Origin of the sequence: Psychrobacter pacificensis, from assembly GCF_900101915.1 — a bacterium.
Classification (GTDB): Bacteria; Pseudomonadota; Gammaproteobacteria; order Pseudomonadales; family Moraxellaceae; genus Psychrobacter; species Psychrobacter pacificensis.
Window position 1 is genome coordinate 281,455 of the sequence record NZ_FNAL01000001.1, and the last position, 20,353, is coordinate 301,807.

Sequence of the window (20,353 nt, forward strand, 5' to 3'; positions counted from 1 at the left end):
GTAGCAGTCAGTTATTGCTACGGTAGAGTAGGGTTAAGCCTGCTAATATTGTGACCATCATTACTATAGTTATTTTATTCATTAATAAGGATTATTATGAACGTGGTTGCAAGCTACCAGTACGAGACACTACAAGTAAGCATCGTAGACAATATACTCACAGTCACTTTAAATCGTCCAAATAAAAAAAACGCGATGAGTTTTCAAGTCATCGAGGAGCTGATCGCCGTAGCAGGTCGCATTAGCAAAGACAAAACGATACGCGCGGTTATTTTAAATGGTGCAGAAGGCACATTCTGTGCAGGTATTGATTTAGGGGATTTAAACCATCCAAAAAACCAAGTCTTTGCTATTTGGGAGCTGATTAAGCCTTGGCAAAGCTCATTCCAACGTGTCTGCTTGGTGTGGCGTGATCTACCAGTACCTGTCATCGCGGTACTAGAAGGCTACTGTATTGGTGCTGGGTTACAGCTGGCATTGGCCTGTGATGTGCGTATTAGCCACCCAGATTGCCAGCTCTCTATTATGGAAGCCAAATGGGGTTTGGTACCGGACATGGGATTGACTCAATCCGCATTTGGCGTGGTACGAGAAGACGTTCTCAAAGAGCTTGCCATGACGGCGCGCATCATTAATGCTACTGACGGCAAAGAATTAGGATTAATCAGTCATTGTAGTGAAACGCCGCTTGAGCAAGCACGACAGCTGGCGGCTGAGTTTGCTGAGCGCTCTCCTGATGCGGTGCTAGCTAGCAAACGCGTAATTAATGCGATGTATGAGCAGCCTGCAACTACCTTATATAAAGAAAAAATCTGGCAGATTAAGATGATGCTTGGACGCAATCGCAAACTTGCTCTGAGAAAAGCAAAGCAAGCTAGCACGGTGTTTAGCAAACGTCAGTTCCGCTAATGTTCTTTAATTTTGGTAGATATTGTCTTAAGGATTTTATCTGAGACAATTTTGGCCTCAGTACTTAAGTACTTAGATTAAAAGTACGCCAGACATATTTTGAGTAATTACTTTGATTGTTTTTAGTTGTTAAGGCTTGTTTCATAAGTCCCTTATGACTATTGAAATACGAGCGGACAGCACGATATAACACTGTCCGCTTGCACAGATTTAGATAAAGATGCACTATTGTCGTTAAAAATATCTATTTCATGCATCTTACAAGCGCTTAAGTAATCATCACTATATAAATGGTCTAACTATGTCTGCCCCAAAGTCCTCTCTACCAAATAAACCTATCGCCTCCGAACGAGTACGTTCTGCTGATCTGCCTGTTGCATGGATTATGATGCTAGGATTAATGGTTGCGGTAGGACCGTTATCCATTGATATGTATCTGCCTGCGCTACCATCAATGGCAGATGATTTTGGCGTATCTACGGCATTTATGGCCAACTCTGTGCCAGCGTATTTTTTGGGTTTGGTATTCGGGCAGTTATTTTATGGCCCTTTTAGTGATCGTGTTGGCCGTGTTAAGCCTTTATATATAGGTATGACACTATATGTGATTGCGTCCATTCTTTGTGCGACCACTGACAATGAATATGTATTATTTGTAGGGCGAACGATGCAGGCATTAGGCGCTTGTGTAGGGGCAGTGGTGACCCGAGCTGCTATTAGAGATCGCCTAACCGCCAAGCAGACCGCAAAAGCTTTTTCGATTATGATTTTGGTCATGGGCTTAGCACCCATATTAGCGCCGTCGCTTGGTGCACTATTTTTACAGTTTTTTGATTGGCATTCCATTTTCTGGTTTTTGGCCGCTTTTGGTGCCCTAAATTTATTGCTTACTAAGTTTTTCTTTTTTGAGACATTGACCGAAGAAAATCGTAATGTGCGTCCTGCAAAAGAGGTGCTTAGTCAGTATTGGGATTTATTAAAAGATCCCAGCTTTAACTACCCTGCGATTGGTGGCGGGTTGTTGATGGGTGCGATGTTTGTCTATATCAGCTCAGCTTCTGAATTAATCATGGACACTTATGGCGTCTCGGCCACGCACTTTGGCTGGTTGTTTGGGATGAATGCGGCGGGCTTTGTGGGTTTGACTCAATTGAACCAATGGTTGACCAATCGCTTTCGTATCTTGAGCATATTACGCTTTGGGACGATGATGCAGGTGCTCTCTGCAGGCACGTTGTTTGTTGTCGGTATATTTTTGGGGACCGATGCTTGGTTGCCACTGGTGCTGGCGTGTATTTTCTTTTGTATTGCAGGCTTGGGATTGACCCAGCCAAACGCCTCAGCGATTGCGCTGGCTTTTCAAAAGCAGCGTGCGGGTATGGCAAGCGCGCTGCAAGGCTCGCTGATGTTTTCAGTAGGTATTTTTGGTGGTTTATTATTAAACTTATTCCCTCTCAATCCAGTGTTAAAAATCGGTATTGCACTTTTTGTCCTGATGAGCTTGGGTGCGTTTTTAATCTGGCAGATAGACCGTAACCTAAATCTTGACGATGCAGAGTAAGTATAAGGTTTCATCGTAAATTAAGTACTTATAAAAAGCACCCATACGTTTAGAGCGTATGGGTGCTTTTTTATGTCTGCTATTAATTTGTGTATAAGATTTTCTTTTTGATAAAGCTTTTTCTACAAGTTCTATAAATATTAATAATATATATATTGTATAGATATATATGAATTATTATGTATATATAACTAATTGTATATAACTGCCAAACATTATTATTGCAATTGTAAAGTTAGGTAAGTATTATCTAACGTAACTTTCTGTAAGTAAATATTATAGGAATATTGCTTAACCTCTCTAGATTGTCATTCATTAAATTGCATAACCACATTAATTCTCAAGGATAGATTATGAAGCAGCTATACCGAATATTACCAGTCGTTTTAAGCGTAGGTATCTTTGGATGCAGCAACTCTAGTACACCAGAAAGTACTGCTGCTGAGAACACACCTGCAGAAGGGCAGGAGGAGTTTGTCAGTAGCCTTCCAGATTCAGCGCCAGTTTTAAAAGTAGCAACCACAGGGACCATGCCTCCTTTCTCATTTCAAGATGACTATGGCAATATGCAGGGCATTGACATTGACTCTATTCGCGCGCTTGGCGAAGAAGAAGGGTTCAAAGTTGAGTTTTATAAAGAAACCTGGCAAAACATGTTCGATACAGTAGAGTCGGGTAGTCGCGATTTAGCGATTTCAGGCATCTCTTATAAAGATGAGCGTGATGCTAAGTACGGGTTGTCTCAGCCTTACTTCTTTAACCCTGCCGCCATCATGTATGCAAAACCAGAACTAAATATTAACAGCCTAGATGATTTGCAAGGCAAAAACATCTCTGCAATGGAAGGCTCTAAGCAGGTCGATCAAGCACAGCAAATGGGTAAGTACAACAACTTCTCGACCAGAACGACTGCCTTTTTATTGTATGAAGATTTAATGCAAGGCAAAGTAGATGCGATTTTGCATGATCTACCTATCTTGCAATATACGGCAAAAAACCATCCTGAGCAAAAAGTAACCATCGTTCCTTATGAAGGGCAAGACAATCCATCAGCACAGCAGGTTATTTTGATGGCAAAAGGTAATACTGAGCTCATTAACAAAATCAATGACGGTATTACCAAGCTAAAAGCGAAAGGTAAGTTTAAAGAGATTGAAGCTCGCTGGCTTGGTGAGACTACAAGTCCAACGGCTAGTGCTTCTGCCACCACTGAACAAGCAAACTAAGGGACGTTTGATATGGCTACAATAAATAATGGAGATAACAAACGTTATCGCGGCTTGATTATTTCGATTGCACTGTTTTTGTCTTTGATCGGTGCTTTACTTGTATTTACTTTCTATACATCAAGCTTGCTTGAAAGAAACACGGTATTGATTGATCAGACCAACCAAGTGGCAAATAGTGCACAGTCAGTTATTAAAGATCTGTTCGATTTGGATAGCAGTTACGGTGAAGATACCAGTTCACCGCACATTCAGCGTGTATTGGAGCGTTTGGAACAGAATACAGCACTGATTAACAATACGTTGACGGCTATCGGAGAAGGCGGCACGATTACCGACGATGCTGACGGCAAAACGTACAAATTACCGAGCGTTAGCGGTAGTGCGCAAGAAAATGTACAAGCGGCAAACGAGCAATGGCAGCTACTTGAGCCTAGAATTGAAACTTACTTAAAAGATGCTGATAACGTACTGGTCGATTCATCAGATGATTTGACTCAGGCGGTAGAGCAGGCAAAAACCTCAAGTTTGCTAATGAACGAATCATTAGATGATTTGACCAACGAAGTGTTTGATGATGCAGAACGCCAAGCCAATACCATTCGTCTAATTCAGGCACTTGGGGTTGTTGCGATTTTTGCCTACTTCTTGATCTTCGTATTCTTCTTTGTACGCCGCTTACGTGAGACGGATGCTGAGGCATTTGCGGCTCGTCGCGAAACGCAAGAGATTATGGAAACGGTAAATACAGGTCTATTCCTACTGGACAAAGACTTAAATATTGGTCAGCAGCACTCGCGCGCCCTAAACAGTATCGTTGGTTCTGATAGGCTAGCAGGAGAAAACTTTACCAACGTCTTGCGTGGTCGTATTTCTGACAAAGATCTTAAAACCACTCAGCAATTCATCGAGCAGCTTTATAATCCTCGAGTTAAAGAAAAATTGGTAGATTCTCTAAATCCTTTGCACAAAGTGATGCTACATAACAGCTCTGATGATAAAGGACTTAACAATCGCTTCTTAGACTTTAAATTCTCACGTGTTTATGAAGATAAAGACATTGCGCGTATTTTGGTTAACGTCAACGATGTGTCAGATGCCGTTTACTTAGAACAGCGTTTAGAAAAAGAACGCTCGCAAAACGATATGCAGATTGAGATGTTAACCACTATCTTGAATGTAAATCCAAAGATCATTAATGAGTTTATTAGCAACACCCAAGCGCATATCGAGCGTATGAACAACATCTTGAAAAACCCTGGTAGCTCACAATACGAGCTTGAAGGCAAACTAAATGCGATCTATCGTGAAATGCACAGCTTGAAAGGTGAGGCATCGGCACTAAAACTGCATAGCTTTACTAAAATTGCGTCAGAAGCAGAAGACAAATTGCATGCCTTGCAAAATCAAGGCCAGCTATCGGGTAATGATTTCTTACAGTTGGCAGTACACTTAGACGACTTACTAAGTCTATCAAATACCATTGCGACCTTGGGTGAACGTATTAACCGCTCAGCACCGCCTAAAGCGGCGACAGCCAATACGCAAGCCCCATTAAGCGATTCTACTTTAAAAGACAGCGTGGCAAAAACAGCTGCGGTAAATAGTCAGCCAGCGAGTAGCATCAGCACTGATGGCGGTTTAGATATTGATCTAGACGGTGAAAGCAATGATGATCGACTGTCTTTTTACAATGAGTTTGCAAAAGAGATTGCCGCTAGACAAGGCAAGCAAGTACAGCTAAAAAGCACGACACTGGCGCAAACTCACATACCAGAGCATCTTGCCAAGCCAATTAAAGAAATCAGTATCCAGTTACTACGAAACGCAGTTGTGCACGGTATCGAAACCCCAGGTGTTCGTCATTCTGCTGGTAAGACTGAAGTCGGTACGATTGACTTAGAAGTACAAGACAATGGTTCAGACTTCATACTAGTAGTGCAAGATGATGGCCAAGGTATCGACTATGACAGCATCCGTAATAAGCTAAGCAAAGAAGGTCGCTTTAGTGAGGAAGAAGCAAGCCAGCTCAGTCAAGGCGATTTACTCAAGCAGTTATTTTCTTCTGGGTTCTCTACCAAAGAAAACGCAGATGAAGATGGTGGACGCGGCGTTGGACTGGATATCATCAAAGCGCAAGTAAAAGACTACAATGGTAAGCTGAACGTAAATAGTGAGCTGGGTCAAATGACACGGTTTGTCATTACGTTACCAAAAGCTTAATTAAAAACACTAAACATATTGTCAGGGACGACAAGCGTTTCATTAAAGGTAATAGACAAGTTATGCATAAATTAATGATTGTTGATGATTCAAATATTATCAGAAACCGTATTCAGCGCGCATACGATTCAGGAAAGTTTATGCTGGTTGCAACAGCGACTAGTGGCGTTCAAGCCATTGAAAAATTTAACATTCATCGTCCTAACGTGATCACGATGGACTTGACCATGCCACAAATGGATGGTCTTGAATGTATCGAAAAAATCATTGCGATTGATCCTGATGTGCGTATTTTGGTCGTATCAGCGTTGTCTGATAAGGCCACTGGCATCGAAGCTTTATCACTAGGTGCCAGTGGTTTCTTGTGCAAGCCTTTCTCAGAAGAGGAGCTCGTGGAGTCTTTGTATGAGCTGATGCAAGACTAATACCATTCATCGATTAAAGCAGATGTCATTATGAAAGAACAAAAGCTACAGATTTTTTTGAGTATTATTAGTAACTATTTTAATCAGTTTGGTGGCGAAGAGCTGGTTGCTGATACGCCTTACTTATTAGAAAACAAACAGCCAAAAGTCCACGATTATACAGGCGTTATTGGTATATCAGGTGGACAAAAAGGCGTGGTGTATTTTTCGGCAACTCGTCAATTACTGTCTTCAATATTGGATAGCATGGGTGAAGCCGATAAGAGTGAGGAAAACTATATCGATTTGGCTGGTGAAGTTGCCAACACGATTTCGGGTAATGCGCGTAAAGAGTTCGGCTCTGAGTTTCATATCTCTGTGCCGTTTGTGTTCAAAGGCGCACCGCAAAGTATTGTGTTGCCGAACGATGAGCGTTCTTTTATCATTCCCATCACTTGGCACTCGCAAGTTGGCGAGATTGTGGTTTGTTTGCAGGACTAATGCTGCTGCCACGTAATACAGATGGATATTAATATATTATGTTTAAAGTAGAAAAGTTGGGTGTGTTTCTAAGCTCGATCAATGCTTTTTTTGCACAGATCGACGGCTCAGAAGTATCTATCGATACCCCTTATTTGAACAACAATAAAACGGCGATTGGTTTTGATTACAGTGGTGTCATTAAGATATCAGGGCCTCTTGAAGGCTGTGTCTATGTCAGCGCACCAAGCGTAATGTTGCGAGAAGTGATAAATGTGATGGGTGAGCCTGACTCTTCGATCACGATGATGAAAGACTTGCTGGGTGAAATGGCCAACACTATCTCTGGTAATGCCCGTACAGAATTTGGTTCTGAATTCATTATCTCTACGCCGCAGATTGTTGAAAGCGCACCAAGTGTGTCTTACTTACCTAGAGATCGCCAAAGCTATATCACGCCATTCACATGGCGCGGTTACAAGGCTGTGATTGGTATCTGTATTGCATAATCTAATATGAAACCATTCATATAAAGTCTAAAGCCAGAAATAAAAAAGCGATACGAATGTGTCGCTTTTTTTATTGCACTACCGATCTACTGTGTCTGTAACGCATTGAGGCACTATGAATAAACTGCTGGAGACTTTAAGGTATTATGTGATAAAATACAGCGCAGCTATTTTCATAGTTTAGATATAATTAGTTTAAACGCACAATGGCTTATTTTTTTTTGAAACCAACCAATGACACACACATCATGGCAAAAAATTGCTGGGTGTTTGGCGACTTGATTAATTTGCGAACCATTAGGGCTTTAGTAATAAAGACTAGTCAGTAGCAGATGCGTGTCGCCAAATAGGCTGTTTTTGTGATGTGGAGGCATAACCCAACCAATAGGATATATTATCATGGCTACAAAGAATCCAACCAAAATCGAAATGCGCGACTTACTACAAGCTGGCGCTCACTTTGGTCACCAAACACGTTTTTGGAACCCAAAAATGGGTCCATACATCTTTGGCGCACGTAACAAAATCCATATCATCAACTTAGAGCACACCGTAAAAGCGTTCAACGAAGCGTTGACTTACGTAAACGGCCTAGCGGCTAAGAAAAACAAAGTATTATTTGTTGGTACTAAACGTGCTGCAAGCGGTATCGTACGTGAGCAGGCAGCTCGTGCTGGTATGCCTTACGTTGACCATCGCTGGTTAGGTGGTATGTTGACTAACTGGAAAACACTACGCCAGTCAATCAACCGTCTAAAAGAGCTAGAAAAGCAATCAGAAGACGGTACTTTTGCGAAGTTAACCAAGCGTGAAGCGCTAGAGCGTACCCGCGATATGGAAAAACTTGAGCGTTCACTAGGCGGTATCAAAGACATGGGCGGCCTACCTGATGCTATCTTCGTTGTAGACGTAGATCACGAAGCCATCGCTATTAAAGAAGCTAAAAACCTAGGTATCCCAGTTATCGGTATCGTTGATACCAACTCTAGCCCAGACAACGTTGACTACATCATCCCAGCTAACGATGATGCTATCCGTGCTGTGACTTTGTACGTAACTTCTATGGCTGATGCTATCATCGCTGGTAAAGAATACGCACAAACTCAAGCTGGCGGTAAAGCTGAGCAAGAACCTGCTACTGAAGAAGCACCAGCTGCAACTCCAGCAGAGTAAATAGCTGAGTTAAAAAGTTTAACTTTGTAAGGATATCTTGATAGTGTGGCTATCAGCATCCATATAATGTTATAAACAGCGTATAAGCTCATAATAGGCATGATGTAGTTTTACTCGTCATGCCTTGTTATTGAATAGAGCATTATTAATGAGGCCGTTATACATAACCGAGTAGCTAATGGGCGAGTATTATCGTTCGTACTGGCTATAGCACTATGTTTTTAAGATGTTATCTTTTTGACATCATTGATGGCTATATTGGTAATGACTCAAAATGAGCGGTCTTGCTAGATTTAAAGCAACATTAAGATATCGAATAGACATTAATTCCTCTTATACATAACTATACTAAGGTGACTCTTATGACAGAAGTAAAAGTATCTGCCAAAATGGTAAAAGAACTGCGTGACCGTACTGGTCTTGGCATGATGGAATGTAAAAAAGCGTTAGAAGAATCAAACGGTGATGTTGAAGTTGCCATTGATAACCTACGTAAATCTGGTCAAGCAAAAGCAGCTAAAAAAGCGGGTAACATCGCAGCTGATGGCGCTATCATCATCGCTCAAGGCGAAAACAAAGCATTCTTGTTAGAAGTTAACTGCCAAACTGACTTCGTTGCAAAAGACGACAGCTTCACTGCTTTTGCAGAAAAAGTGGCTAACGTTGCACTAGAAAACAACGTCACTGATGTTGCTGCTATCTCTGAATTGCCTTATGGTGATGGTCAGACGGTTGAAGAAGCACGTGTATCTTTGGTACAAAAAATCGGTGAGAACATTCAGGTTCGCCGTGTTGAAGTACTTGAAGGCGCTAACATCGCTGCATACCGTCATGGTCTACGTATCGGTGTAGTGGTTTCTTATGAAGGTGGCGACGCTGACACTGGCAAAAATCTTGCCATGCACATTGCAGCATTCAACCCTGTGGCTGTCGATGATGAAGACGTTGCTGCTGATGTATTGGCACGCGAAAAAGACATCATCGAAGCCAAAGCAAAAGAGTCTGGCAAGCCTGACAACATCGTTGAAAAAATGATCGAAGGTGGCCTACGTAAGTACCTAGACGAAGTAACTTTGCTACGTCAGCCATACGTTATGGACAACGACAAAAAAGTTGGTGATGTCCTAAAAGCTGAAGGCGTAAAAGTACTTGGTTTCAAACGTCTAGAAGTTGGTGAAGGCATTGAGAAGAAGCAAGAAGACTTCGCTGCTGAAGTTGCTGCAACTCAGGCTGCTAACAAGTAAGCACCAAGTAAGAATTAAGTCATATTGGAAAATACTGTGAGTGCTGATTTAGCGCTCACAGTTTATCTTTATAACTGATGACCTATCAAAATATAAAGCGTCCAAGCACAAAAAAGCCCGTTAAGAAATTAACGGGCTTTTTTGCGTCTGGCTTTTTAGGTCGCCGGTCTATTTCATTTCTAGCTTAGCTCTGGCTTAGCGTAAAGCATCATAAGCTGAGTTAGCATAGCTGGCACTATTCACATTATTGCTAGTGCCGTAACTGACGTTGCGCAATCCACTGTTAATGGTGCTACTCGTTTGATTGCTGGCACTCATACTGGCGCCAGATAGCCCAGCATCATTCTTATACAAGCTATGATAACGGCTCATGACTCTTTGCACATAGTTACGGGTTTCTTTAAAAGGAGGAATACCGCCGTATTTATCGACATTACCTTCACCTGCATTGTAGCCAGCTACTGCATGTTCGACATTGTTATTGAAACGGCGCATGAGCCAAGCGATATATTTGGCTGAGCCTTCAATATTGTCTGCAGGGTTCCAAGGGTTACTTACATTAAAGCGACGAGCCGTCGCTGGCATTAACTGCATGAGGCCTTGCGCACCGACAGGTGAGCGAGCATTGGGATTGAAAGCAGATTCGGTATGCATCATTGCTTTCATAAGGGCAGGATCTACGCCATGACGTTCAGCAGAGGCGCGAATGTAGCTGTCGTAAGCATTGCGGCTACCACTCTTGCTAGCGGCACTGCTACCATAGCCATTGCTACTATTAATGCCGTCATACATTTTAGAGTCTTTATAATAAGTGACTTTAACTTTCTTAGTGAATTTATCAAAATTGCCACTAGGATTGACGTTGGTCAGTAATACTTGTCCAGCTTTGTCTTTATAGATATACATATTGCCAGCGTTGGCAGCAGTAGAAAAAGTAGAGAGGGCAATCGCACTTAATAAAATAGGAGGCAAACAGCGAATAATCAAAGTAGCAGTATTTATCATAGTGTTATCACTTTTTATCGAATAATAGCAAATTGTTTTGCCTATAGACGCGTCATTTTACGCGCTTAAGCGGTCATCGGGGTTGCAGGATTTTATAGCTCGTCATCGATATAGCCACCTAGCAAATACCACGTTTAACAAGAACCACTTGCAATAGATACAAAAAATAATAGTTGCTTACTATAACATATAATAACTTTTTACCGCATCAGATTGACAAAATAAGTTGTAAAATCAAATTTTTATCGTTAAACAAACTTAAATAAATCAAAATGCTATATTTTTGAAGATTGTTAAATATCTGTTTATATTGGATTACAGGCAAGCACTTTTTTGATGCATACCTTATTTTAATTCTCTAAAATGCAAAGGTGATGACAATGGTTGGATGAACCAAATGTCATGTCTATTAGTCTCGTTACTGAGTAAGCAATAACAATAAAAATAATGATTGAAATGATGAAACAGTGCTTAGTCATCTGTCAAAGCGGTAAGCAAAATCAGTCTAGATGCCTAACGCACTGATAAATACAGGCACCCAAATGGCAGTCACTAAACCATTGACTGCCAGTCCAAATGCCGCATATCGTCCTGCCGTATGGCTGATTTGCCACGCTTCTACTGTGCCAAATGCGTGAGCCGCCAGTCCAAGTGCAAGACCCTTAGCTCGATCATCATTGATACCGCGAAATAAAAAACGGGCGACAGCGCCGCCAATGAGACCTGAGACGATGATGATCAGGTTCGCCAGTGCTAATGGCGCATTGATTAAGTCTGCAACACTCAGGCCAATGGGAGTAGTCACAGAACGGGTAGCAAAAGCAAGTATGCTGTCGTGACTCAATGAAAATAGATAAGCCAATGACATGGGCAGTAGGGTACCAATGACACTAGCAATAGCAACGATCAAAGAGAGCTTTTTGACAGGCAGTCCTTTAAAGTTCATTGCGGCTAGTGGTACCGCCAAAAGTACTGTGACATATCCTAATAGATGATCGAATATAGGCTTGGCCGCGCTGTAGTAGTTGTCATAATCCCATTGCAATAAAAATAAGAAGACCAGTACCAAAACGAGCGCGGTAATTACCATCGGTAACCATGATAATTTACGCGCTAACAAACGTGCAATGACGTGTGCCGCCAAGGTTAGAAGTACGGCTGCTAAGGTCGCCATAAATACGCTGTCAAAAGTCATAATATCTCTCCGCAGCTCACGGCTGTTCCTTTTGCTGATTAGTCGTGCTGCTATCGGCATTGGCATCTTGATTCAACCAGCGATTGGCCAGTAGCGCGAGTCCCCACATCGGTATGAGCGTGCTTACTATCATTGTGACCATCACGCCCAACAGCTCATCTCCTAGCGCGAATAGCAGTAAGCCTGCACCCGCTGAGACGGGCAGAAATGCAAAACCACTATCGACGAGGAGGGTGTTACTGGCTTGAGTGAGCCAGTTAGGCAACCCTTTGAGCAATCGCCATATCATCAAGATAACAAACATCGCCACCAAGCCGACAATATTGGCGGCTTTTGCGATACCTGCCAACTGACAAAGAACCACAGCCGCCTCTCGGACAACGATAACCATGGTCAACGTTAAAATTAACGAAATCCATAGCGGGAGATGGGAGGAGTGAGCAGGCTTCATAAGCAGTGTGGCCAAGTCAGATATAGGTGATGGGTTTATAAAAACGAGCGGGCGATGGTATCAATGATATAACGTGAAAAATAATATTATGAACGCTGATAATAGACAGTAGTGACATTTCAACTTTTGAGTGGCGAGTATTACCTATCAATATTTGTTGAATGTATAACCGTTGATTATATAGAGAATAAGCTTACTAATAAAACTTGTAGACACATTCAAAAAAATAGACGATATCGATTGATACCGTCTATGCTATTTTAACCTACTGTATAAAAGATTGCTGTCTAACAGTATGAATCAAAGGTTTACTTATCTATTGACGTCAACAATCGTTTTTCAGCAGCGACTATTTTTCAGAATCAGCGGTTTGTGAATTGAGCGCATTAAATTCGTCAAATGCTCTTTCTTCTTCTGCTGTCATCGTCGGCTCTTCAACTTCATGTTCGTCGGGCTGCTCAAATTCCTCAAGTACTGGCATCAGCAATGTTGCTTGTGCAAGCGGTAATACATCGGTGGGCTTGAGATTGGCTTGTCCGAGTAGTTGTCTTAGTCTATCGCTTGGCAAGCGAATCGTCAAGCACTCATGGCCGCTATCATCATAGCTTTCTTCTTCAATAACACCAAGCTCGTACAAGGTATTTTTTAACTGTCCTGCATGATAGGGTAGCGTCAAATCAAAAGTGGTCAATGTGCCAGTTAGTAGCTGCTGCACGGCTAATGACAACTCTTCTATGCCTAAGTTCTCTCTAGAAGACACATAGACACGATTAGGTTGACCTTCGCTAGCATAACCAATACGTGCAGGCTCGTCAGTCAAATCAATCTTATTATAAACATTGAGTACCGGCACATCGTTATCAATCTCAGCCAGTACCTCTTTGACCGCCTGAATTTGCTCATGCATATCTTCACTAGAAGAATCGATGACGTGTAATAATAAGTCCGCCTCTAGCGTCTCTTCTAGCGTTGCATGAAAGGATTCAACCAATTCATGCGGCAAATGACGAACGAAACCGACGGTATCAACCAAGACTACACGTCCCACACCTTGCCAGTCTAAGCGGCGTAGCGTTGGATCGAGTGTCGCAAATAGCTTATCAGCCGCATAGATATTTTCATCGACTAAGCGATTAAATAAAGTGGATTTGCCCGCATTGGTATAACCAACCAGTGAGATAGTCGGTACGTCTGATTTTTGGCGACGTGCCCGGCCCTGAGCACGAGTCTGTCTGACCTTCTCAATTCTACTTTTGAGCTGCATGACGCGCACTTGTAGCAAGCGACGATCGGTCTCAAGCTGGGTTTCGCCGGGGCCACGTAAGCCAATACCCCCTTTTTGACGTTCCAAATGCGTCCAACCACGGACCAAACGTGTCGATAAATGGTTTAGCTGAGCCAGCTCTACTTGTAGCTTACCTTCGTAAGTACGAGCCCGCTGAGCGAAAATGTCTAAAATCAAACCAGTACGATCCAAGACGCGGCATTTCACCAGCGCTTCGATGTTACGCTCTTGTGAAGGCGACAAGCTGTGGTTAAACAGTACAATATCCGCATCATGCTCGCGCACCAGTTCTGCAATTTCCTCCGCTTTACCGCTACCAACGAAATACTTGGCGTCAGGGCGTGCACGTGAGCCTGTGACCAGTGCCAAGCGATCGGCACCTGCTGAATCCGCCAACAATTCAAACTCATTGAGATCATCAGGATCTTGAATTTGGCGAATATCTAAATGTACTAAAATGGCGCGCTCGCCACCTTCATGTCTTTCAAAATAATCCAAAGAGTATCACCTATTTAATAAAGTAAATATATCGCTATTATCAGTTCAGTATACTTTGATATAGCGTTCATATGATTGTCTATATGTGGTCTTATCACTTGATGTTAAAGGGTATGAGCACAATTAACGATGGTTTTATGTTACAGCGATGACTGGGATTAATTTTTTATAAATCTGCTTTATTGCCCGTTTGTATAAAAGTGAGCAGCCACTGAATGGATACCCTATCACTGAGCGTATGAACTTTGTTATACTGGGCTCGTTTTTTTGACTATTAAACACCCGTTATTTAATCATGAGGGCGAAGATGAGCCGAGCTAAATCAAGCTTTTCACTCAGACGACAGTTGGGGCGCGGTAAGCAAATTGCTGGCATGACCACCACCATCGCTGGTGGTATGCGTGCCGCTCAACGCATTGGGGCATTCAAGCAGCCACCGCGCGAAAAACTACCACGCTATATTCAAACGTTTTGTCGCAAGATGGCAGGCTCATTTGGGGTCAAGGTCGTTGAGGTGGAGCCTGTAGAGCAGCATCACGGCTTGTGGGTGTCAAACCATGTGTCATGGATGGATATTCCTGTCGTGGGCACTGTGAGTCCAGCATTCTTTTTGTCCAAAGCTGAGATTGGTGAGTGGCCTGTGTTCGGTAAGCTCGCGCATGCGGCAGGCACACTTTTCATCGAGCGCGGCTCCGGTGATGCAGGCTCCGTATCCTCACAAATAGCTGATTTCTTAGCCAAAGGTTTTTCGGTGATTTTCTTCCCTGAGGCGACCACCACCAGTGGCAAAAAAATCAAGCGTATTCATGGGACATTGCTCCAGTCAGCGATAGATGCTGACGTGCCTATCAGACCCATTGTTATCGCTTATGTCGATAAAGATGGCACGCTTAGCGACGCGCTGCCATACTATGGCAAGATGACAATGAAGGACAGCATGAAAAAAGTGCTCGATAGCAAAGATGTCACTGCGTATGTATTGCCACTGGCGCCGCTAGATCCAAAAGGCTGTACCAAAAGTGAGCTGACTAATTTGTTGCAAGCACGTATGCAAGAAGGGTTGGCAGAACTGCATTCACGAGTACTTCGTGTACCCGTTGAAGATTGATTATTTATAGCTAAGCCAGTTTAGTTAATAAAAAGGCGCAAATCGCGAGTTATATGACTGCGATTTGCGCCTTTTTTGTGTCTATAATAAATGCAGGTGTAGCAATTTATAGACCGCTGATCTAGATCGAATTAAGGGGATGGATTGGGATGTTGTGTGTGTACCGCTTCAATCGCTTCCAATACATCTGCTGTTAGCTCCACATTGACACTATCAATGTTTGACTTGAGCTGTTCGGTTGTCGTCGCGCCAATGATATTGCTGGTGACAAAGTGACGTGAATTGACAAAAGCCAATGACATTTGCGCCATGTCCAGTCCAGCATCAGCGGCGATCTTTGCATATTGCTCGGTCGCTGATACCGCTTGCTCATTGGTATAACGGGCAAAGCGATCATACATCGTCAAGCGTGCGCCATCTGGACGCTTGCCATCGAGATATTTACCAGACAATACGCCAAAACCAAGTGGCGAGTAAGCAAGTAGCCCCACGTTTTCGCGATGGGCAATCTCAGCCATACCAACTTCGTATAAACGGTTTAATAGGCTATATGGGTTTTGCACCGTGATAGGCGCGATCAAGCCATTTTTGTCCGCTTCCCATAGATAGCGCATGAGTCCCCACGCCGTATCGTTTGATAAACCATAAGCACGAATGCGACCTTTTTTGATCTCATCATTTAAGGCCTGAATGGTCTCTAGAAAGGGTGTTAAGTCATCTACTGCCTGTGCTGCCATGTCCTCTGTATAGCCGCGCTGACCAAAAAAGTTTGTGTTACGCTCAGGCCAATGCAGCTGATAAATATCGATATAATCGCTTTGCAAGCGCTCAAGGTTGCTATCGATCGCGCTACTGATATGCTCAGCATTGAAGCGTGTTTGACCATCACGCAAAAAATCCATCGGTGATATTTTGCTGGCAAGGATGACTTTGTCACGCTGTTTGGTTTTATCAAACCAAGTACCCATGAATCGTTCGGTATCACCTTGTCTGTCTTTATCTGGTGGTGATGGATACATCTCTGCTGTATCCCAAAAGTTGACGCCCTCAGAGAGTGCCATATCCATCTGGGCGTGTGCCTCAGCCTCGGTGTTTTGCTGTCCCCAAGTCATCGTACCTAGACAGATCTTAGATACTTTTTCATCGAATTGCGGTAACGTTGTATATTGCATTCGATTGTCCTTTCTCGTTTTTTTATTGTGGATTGTGCGTTTGGACAACTACATAAGTTGTATACCAGTGACGCCAGGTGGTGTGACCTTAAAGATTTTTACTTTAAATAATACGTCTTGCCCAGCCAGCGGATGATTGAAGTCGACTTCGACTTGGTCATCATCAATGGCACTGATCGTACCGGGCAAGGTGTTTTTGCCTTTGTCTTCGAATTCAACCATCATACCGATTTCTGGATTGTCAGCGACGAGCGCAAACTGAGCACGGCTAAAGTGTTGGATGTTTTCAGGATTCCATTCGCCAAAAGCTTGTTCTGGCTCAAGGTGAGCGGTACGAGTGTCGCCTGCGCGTAGATTCATAAGCACCTGCTCAAACCCTGGCAACAAGCTTTCATCACCAATGGTCAAAGAGACGGGCGCATCACGACTAAACGTTGAGTCAATGATGGTACCGTTTTCTAGTGAAACTTCAAAGTGTAGGCTAACAAGGCTACCAAAGGTGATGCGCGTGTCTTCATTTGGATTAATAAATTGAGAGTGAGTCATAATAAAAAGCCATCGGTTGCTGGAATAAAAGAATAAAGAATCTGGATGCCGTATTATAGTGTAAGAAATAATAAGCCATCTAAGGCCAGATGTAAGCGTCAATAATGTAACGCATATAGTGTACTATAACTGGCAATTCTAAAAGATATGAGGTGTCGGTGGTGAATAAACAACAAGGCACTGTCAAAAAATGGCAGGATGATAAAGGGTTTGGCTTTATCGAAACCGAAGCAGGGGATTCAATCTTCTTTCACGTGAGTGAGTTTAGAGCGCAGCGCCGTCCTGAGGTTGGCGAACAAGTGGTATTCACCATGGGACGAGACAATCAAGGGCGCTTGCGGGCAACAGAAGTACAAGAGCTGCACTTTGTACAACAAAAAATGGCACAAAAGAATCAGCAAATCCGTCAGCGCAACCAAAAACGCAGTCACCAAGCGGATTTTGAAGCAAGACAAAAGAAACGCTCGTTCCTTGGTTTGGCTTTTTATGGTGTCTTAATTTTATTAGCAGCAACCGATAAACTAAGCTGGCTAGTGGTCGGCTGGTATGCTGCACTAGGGTTAATCACTTATATAATGTATGCCAAAGACAAAGCTGCTGCGCAAAGTGGCGACTGGCGTACACCTGAGTTTACATTACACGTGCTGAGCGCGCTTGGCGGTTGGGTAGGGGCGCTATTGGCTCAGACGTATCTGCGGCACAAATCACAAAAGCCTGAGTTTCGAGTGACTTATTATTTGACCGTTGTTGTGAACATGGCAGGGTTACTGTTTTTATTGGCAGGTGGTGGGTTAGAGACTGTGACTGATGTATTATCAGAGTTGCTATAAATGAGAACTAAGACATACATATGGATAATGTGATTATGAATACGTCAGGCTTCGTTGGTGGCACATTGGTGCATACCAATAGAGGATTAGTACCGATCAAAGATATTAAAGTCGGGGATATGGTTTTATCTAGAGATCAACACAACGCGGAAGGTGAGCTAGTCTATAAGCCAGTACTTCATACTATAGTCACAAAAGATATGCCTGTGTTTTTTGCTACCTTTACACCTGAGTCTGTAGACGACTTACCATTCGAACAACTAACTGATCATAACCTTTATGTGGATTTGTTATGTACCGCAAACCATCCGTTTTGGGAGAGAGATATAGGATGGAAAACTGCTGCAGAGTTGAGTAGAGGTAACATTACTGTTTTAAAAAATAACGAATCTGCATTCTTTGAAGGAGGTAGTGAAGAAGGGGGAATTGAAGTTGTATTCAAAACTGATAAAAATGCGGTTGGTTTTATTCCTAATTTTTATGATCAATCAAACAACGGACGATTTGTTGACTTAGAAACAGGGCGTACTTTATATTTTGGAAGTTATGCCCCAGTATTTGAAAAGCTTTTCGTGGAAGATTCGGGGTGGAAACAACGACTATTAGAGCAAACCCCAGTAGAGTTAAGAGACAATGCCGAGTTTTATAACTTCCGTACAGGCTTTTGGCAAGATGATGCAGGTATCGACTGGGCAGAGGGGGAAGGGCCAGTTACCACTACGGTATATAACATTGAGGTAGCAGATACTGATACTTACTTTGTCGGTGAGCAGGGGTTGTGGGTGAATGGTGATAATCCTGACAAGACATAATTTTGGCGAATGAATAATATGAATAAAGATTTTTCAGGTTTCACTGCCGGCACCTTAGTACATACAGAAACAGGACTAGTACCAATAGAACAACTAAAAATTGGCGATAAAGTACTTTCAAAAGCAGCTAATGGTTTAGGTGAACTGATATATAAAGCAGTAACGAATACTATGGTTACTGAAAGTGTATTGGTGAAGCTATTAGAATTATCGATTGCAATTGATTCTTCATTACCCATGAAAGAACAAATTGAACTTCAGAGGTTAGTCGATGATCAACCTTCAACTCGATTATTGATAACAGAGAATCATCCATTATGGGTATATGACAAGCAATGGATAAATGCTAAAGAGGTAAAATCTCAAGATATTTTAATTAACAAAGACTTGATTAAATATTCGGCTGAGTCTGGCAATAATTCCTATGACACTACATCATTAAGACAAATTTATAGAACGGATAGATCGAATATTGGTTTCGTACCAAAATTCGATGAAGACATTCCTGCTCAATATGGCAGTCTAATTGATTTAACAACAGGCGAGGAGCTTCAGAATAGTGTCACTTATCAAGCAGTGACAGACAAGTTATATGAGCATGATGAGGAGTGGAAACAACGTCTATTAGAACAAACGCCAGAAGCTGATCGAGAAGGTGCAGAGTTCTTTGGTTTTCGTCAAGGTGAATGGAAAGATCCTGATACTATAGATTGGGTAGAGGGCGAAGGTCCTCTTACTATGACGGTATATAACATTGAGGTAGCAGATACTCATACTTACTTTGTCGGTGAGCAGGGGTTGTGGGTGAATGGCAATAATCCTGACAAGACATAATTTTAGCGAATGAATAATATGGATAAAGATTTTTCAGGTTTCACTGCTGGCACTTTAGTACATACAGAAACAGGACTAGTACCAATAGAGCAACTAGAAATTGGAGATAAAGTGTTGTCTAAGGCAGCTGATGGTTTGGGTGATCTGGTTTACAAGAGGATAACTCGGACGACAACTAATGATGCATCAATTTTCATGATGTATTTTAATACTTATGTAAATCCACAATTGAATTTGGCAGATAGAGTTAATCTAAGACGTAAGTTAAAGAAACAACAGATATTGCCTGAACCTCTATTAATGACAGCAGATCATCCCTTTTGGACACAAAACAGAGGTTGGGTGAGAGCAGATAAATTGAACGCTCAAGATATCTTAGTGACTAAGGATAATACTTATTTTACAACTGATAGTGGAGGTGGGTATGACTATAGATATGAAGGCATAATACCTATGTATCATGCAAATAAAAAAGGATATGCTTATCAGGTAAGCTTTGGTGATGAAACAGGCGAACTCAAAGGATCATACGTTAATTTATTAACAGGAAGGTATGAACTTTATACGGATCCAGCACCAACATGGATAAATAAATTGTGGCAAGCTGACTCAGAATGGGAGCAACGCCTATTAGAACAAACACCTAAAGATAAAAGTGAACATGCTGAGTTCTTTGGTTTTCGTCAAGGTGAATGGAAAGATCCTGATACTATAGATTGGGCAGAAGGCGAAGGTCCTCTTACTATGACGGTGTATAACATCGAGGTCGAAGACACGCACACTTACTTTGTCGGTGAGGTTGGTATTTGGGTGCATGAATAGAGATTGTGCAGATAGGTCAAATTAACATATATATTCAATCGTCAAAAACAGACAAAAAAAGGTGGG

20 protein-coding genes are annotated in these 20,353 nt (G+C 42.3%); 14 read left to right on the forward strand and 6 right to left on the reverse strand.

Annotated elements, in window-relative coordinates; genetic code table 11:
• Window positions 1–96 precede the first annotated feature (96 nt).
• From BLR43_RS01200 to tsf, 9 genes are all read left to right on the forward strand, one after another.
• Entirely contained in the window at window positions 97–909 is an 813-nt protein-coding gene (locus tag BLR43_RS01200; protein WP_093067777.1) for a crotonase/enoyl-CoA hydratase family protein, read from the forward strand.
• 301 nt (window positions 910–1,210) lie between these two features.
• Window positions 1,211–2,470: a multidrug effflux MFS transporter gene (locus BLR43_RS01205; RefSeq protein ID WP_093067781.1), complete on the forward strand. Its 1,260-nt coding sequence runs from the start codon at window positions 1,211–1,213 to the stop codon at window positions 2,468–2,470.
• Between the two features lie 353 nt (window positions 2,471–2,823).
• On the forward strand, window positions 2,824–3,696 hold the full coding sequence (locus tag BLR43_RS01210; protein WP_093067785.1) for a substrate-binding periplasmic protein: 873 nt from the start codon (window positions 2,824–2,826) through the stop codon (window positions 3,694–3,696).
• Window positions 3,697–3,708: 12 nt separating this feature from the next.
• A complete protein-coding gene (locus BLR43_RS01215; protein ID WP_093067790.1) occupies window positions 3,709–5,919 on the forward strand; it encodes an ATP-binding protein in 2,211 nt (736 codons plus the stop codon).
• Between the two features lie 62 nt (window positions 5,920–5,981).
• Entirely contained in the window at window positions 5,982–6,344 is a 363-nt protein-coding gene (locus tag BLR43_RS01220) for a response regulator (RefSeq protein WP_058025789.1), read from the forward strand.
• 30 nt (window positions 6,345–6,374) lie between these two features.
• On the forward strand, window positions 6,375–6,824 hold the full coding sequence (locus BLR43_RS01225) for a chemotaxis protein CheX (RefSeq protein WP_075107654.1): 450 nt from the start codon (window positions 6,375–6,377) through the stop codon (window positions 6,822–6,824).
• Window positions 6,825–6,862: 38 nt separating this feature from the next.
• On the forward strand, window positions 6,863–7,312 hold the full coding sequence (locus BLR43_RS01230; RefSeq protein WP_093067793.1) for a chemotaxis protein CheX: 450 nt from the start codon (window positions 6,863–6,865) through the stop codon (window positions 7,310–7,312).
• A gap of 399 nt (window positions 7,313–7,711) precedes the next feature.
• Window positions 7,712–8,485, forward strand: coding sequence for a 30S ribosomal protein S2 (rpsB, locus tag BLR43_RS01235; protein WP_071002285.1), 774 nt, complete (start codon window positions 7,712–7,714; stop codon window positions 8,483–8,485).
• A gap of 362 nt (window positions 8,486–8,847) precedes the next feature.
• Window positions 8,848–9,729 carry a translation elongation factor Ts gene (tsf, locus tag BLR43_RS01240; protein ID WP_071002284.1) on the forward strand — a complete coding sequence of 294 codons (882 nt, stop codon included), beginning with the start codon at window positions 8,848–8,850 and terminating at the stop codon, window positions 9,727–9,729.
• Between the two features lie 195 nt (window positions 9,730–9,924).
• On the opposite strand, the gene BLR43_RS01245 is transcribed toward tsf, so the two are convergent.
• The 4 genes from BLR43_RS01245 to hflX all read right to left on the reverse strand — a co-directional run bounded on the left by BLR43_RS01245 (window position 9,925) and on the right by hflX (window position 14,163).
• Window positions 9,925–10,734: a lytic transglycosylase domain-containing protein gene (locus BLR43_RS01245; protein WP_093067798.1), complete on the reverse strand. Its 810-nt coding sequence runs from the start codon at window positions 10,732–10,734 to the stop codon at window positions 9,925–9,927.
• Between the two features lie 505 nt (window positions 10,735–11,239).
• On the reverse strand, window positions 11,240–11,929 hold the full coding sequence (locus BLR43_RS01250; protein WP_093067802.1) for an LrgB family protein: 690 nt from the start codon (window positions 11,927–11,929) through the stop codon (window positions 11,240–11,242).
• Window positions 11,930–11,945: 16 nt separating this feature from the next.
• The gene (locus BLR43_RS01255) at window positions 11,946–12,380 is read right to left on the reverse strand and encodes a CidA/LrgA family protein (RefSeq protein ID WP_093067805.1); all 435 of its coding nucleotides are present in this window, start codon (window positions 12,378–12,380) and stop codon (window positions 11,946–11,948) included.
• A 349-nt stretch (window positions 12,381–12,729) separates the two neighbouring features.
• Window positions 12,730–14,163, reverse strand: a complete 1,434-nt coding sequence (hflX, locus tag BLR43_RS01260; protein ID WP_093067809.1) for a ribosome rescue GTPase HflX — start codon at window positions 14,161–14,163, stop codon at window positions 12,730–12,732.
• Between the two features lie 307 nt (window positions 14,164–14,470).
• Here hflX and BLR43_RS01265 point away from each other — a divergent pair, with 307 nt between their 5' ends.
• A complete protein-coding gene (locus BLR43_RS01265) occupies window positions 14,471–15,271 on the forward strand; it encodes a lysophospholipid acyltransferase family protein (RefSeq protein ID WP_093067814.1) in 801 nt (266 codons plus the stop codon).
• Window positions 15,272–15,402: 131 nt separating this feature from the next.
• Here BLR43_RS01265 and BLR43_RS01270 read toward each other — a convergent pair whose 3' ends face one another.
• Together BLR43_RS01270 and BLR43_RS01275 are read right to left on the reverse strand one after the other, a co-directional pair.
• Window positions 15,403–16,443 carry an aldo/keto reductase gene (locus BLR43_RS01270; RefSeq protein ID WP_093067818.1) on the reverse strand — a complete coding sequence of 347 codons (1,041 nt, stop codon included), beginning with the start codon at window positions 16,441–16,443 and terminating at the stop codon, window positions 15,403–15,405.
• A 48-nt stretch (window positions 16,444–16,491) separates the two neighbouring features.
• A complete protein-coding gene (locus BLR43_RS01275) occupies window positions 16,492–16,989 on the reverse strand; it encodes an FKBP-type peptidyl-prolyl cis-trans isomerase (protein WP_093067823.1) in 498 nt (165 codons plus the stop codon).
• 161 nt (window positions 16,990–17,150) lie between these two features.
• Here BLR43_RS01275 and BLR43_RS01280 point away from each other — a divergent pair, with 161 nt between their 5' ends.
• From BLR43_RS01280 to BLR43_RS01295, 4 genes are read left to right on the forward strand one after another with little or no spacing between them, the layout of a single operon-like run.
• A complete protein-coding gene (locus BLR43_RS01280; protein ID WP_227674166.1) occupies window positions 17,151–17,819 on the forward strand; it encodes a DUF1294 domain-containing protein in 669 nt (222 codons plus the stop codon).
• 20 nt (window positions 17,820–17,839) lie between these two features.
• The gene (locus tag BLR43_RS01285; protein ID WP_093067827.1) at window positions 17,840–18,631 is read left to right on the forward strand and encodes a Hint domain-containing protein; all 792 of its coding nucleotides are present in this window, start codon (window positions 17,840–17,842) and stop codon (window positions 18,629–18,631) included.
• 18 nt (window positions 18,632–18,649) lie between these two features.
• Entirely contained in the window at window positions 18,650–19,465 is an 816-nt protein-coding gene (locus BLR43_RS01290) for a Hint domain-containing protein (protein WP_093067831.1), read from the forward strand.
• Window positions 19,466–19,483: 18 nt separating this feature from the next.
• Complete coding sequence (locus tag BLR43_RS01295; protein ID WP_093067837.1) at window positions 19,484–20,287, forward strand: hypothetical protein; 804 nt, start codon at window positions 19,484–19,486, stop codon at window positions 20,285–20,287.
• Window positions 20,288–20,353 lie beyond the last annotated feature (66 nt).

Bases quoted from the DNA above. Each gene is read 5' to 3' on its own strand.
- BLR43_RS01200 (WP_093067777.1), top strand. From the start codon at position 97: ATGAACGTGGTTGCAAGCTACCAGTACGAGACACTACAAGTAAGCATC.
- BLR43_RS01205 (WP_093067781.1), top strand. From the start codon at position 1,211: ATGTCTGCCCCAAAGTCCTCTCTACCAAATAAACCTATCGCCTCCGAA.
- BLR43_RS01210 (WP_093067785.1), top strand. From the start codon at position 2,824: ATGAAGCAGCTATACCGAATATTACCAGTCGTTTTAAGCGTAGGTATC.
- BLR43_RS01215 (WP_093067790.1), top strand. From the start codon at position 3,709: ATGGCTACAATAAATAATGGAGATAACAAACGTTATCGCGGCTTGATT.
- BLR43_RS01220 (WP_058025789.1), top strand. From the start codon at position 5,982: ATGCATAAATTAATGATTGTTGATGATTCAAATATTATCAGAAACCGT.
- BLR43_RS01225 (WP_075107654.1), top strand. From the start codon at position 6,375: ATGAAAGAACAAAAGCTACAGATTTTTTTGAGTATTATTAGTAACTAT.
- BLR43_RS01230 (WP_093067793.1), top strand. From the start codon at position 6,863: ATGTTTAAAGTAGAAAAGTTGGGTGTGTTTCTAAGCTCGATCAATGCT.
- rpsB (WP_071002285.1), top strand. From the start codon at position 7,712: ATGGCTACAAAGAATCCAACCAAAATCGAAATGCGCGACTTACTACAA.
- tsf (WP_071002284.1), top strand. From the start codon at position 8,848: ATGACAGAAGTAAAAGTATCTGCCAAAATGGTAAAAGAACTGCGTGAC.
- BLR43_RS01245 (WP_093067798.1), bottom strand. From the start codon at position 10,734: ATGATAAATACTGCTACTTTGATTATTCGCTGTTTGCCTCCTATTTTA.
- BLR43_RS01250 (WP_093067802.1), bottom strand. From the start codon at position 11,929: ATGACTTTTGACAGCGTATTTATGGCGACCTTAGCAGCCGTACTTCTA.
- BLR43_RS01255 (WP_093067805.1), bottom strand. From the start codon at position 12,380: ATGAAGCCTGCTCACTCCTCCCATCTCCCGCTATGGATTTCGTTAATT.
- BLR43_RS01265 (WP_093067814.1), top strand. From the start codon at position 14,471: ATGAGCCGAGCTAAATCAAGCTTTTCACTCAGACGACAGTTGGGGCGC.
- BLR43_RS01270 (WP_093067818.1), bottom strand. From the start codon at position 16,443: ATGCAATATACAACGTTACCGCAATTCGATGAAAAAGTATCTAAGATC.
- BLR43_RS01275 (WP_093067823.1), bottom strand. From the start codon at position 16,989: ATGACTCACTCTCAATTTATTAATCCAAATGAAGACACGCGCATCACC.
- BLR43_RS01285 (WP_093067827.1), top strand. From the start codon at position 17,840: ATGGATAATGTGATTATGAATACGTCAGGCTTCGTTGGTGGCACATTG.
- BLR43_RS01290 (WP_093067831.1), top strand. From the start codon at position 18,650: ATGAATAAAGATTTTTCAGGTTTCACTGCCGGCACCTTAGTACATACA.
- BLR43_RS01295 (WP_093067837.1), top strand. From the start codon at position 19,484: ATGGATAAAGATTTTTCAGGTTTCACTGCTGGCACTTTAGTACATACA.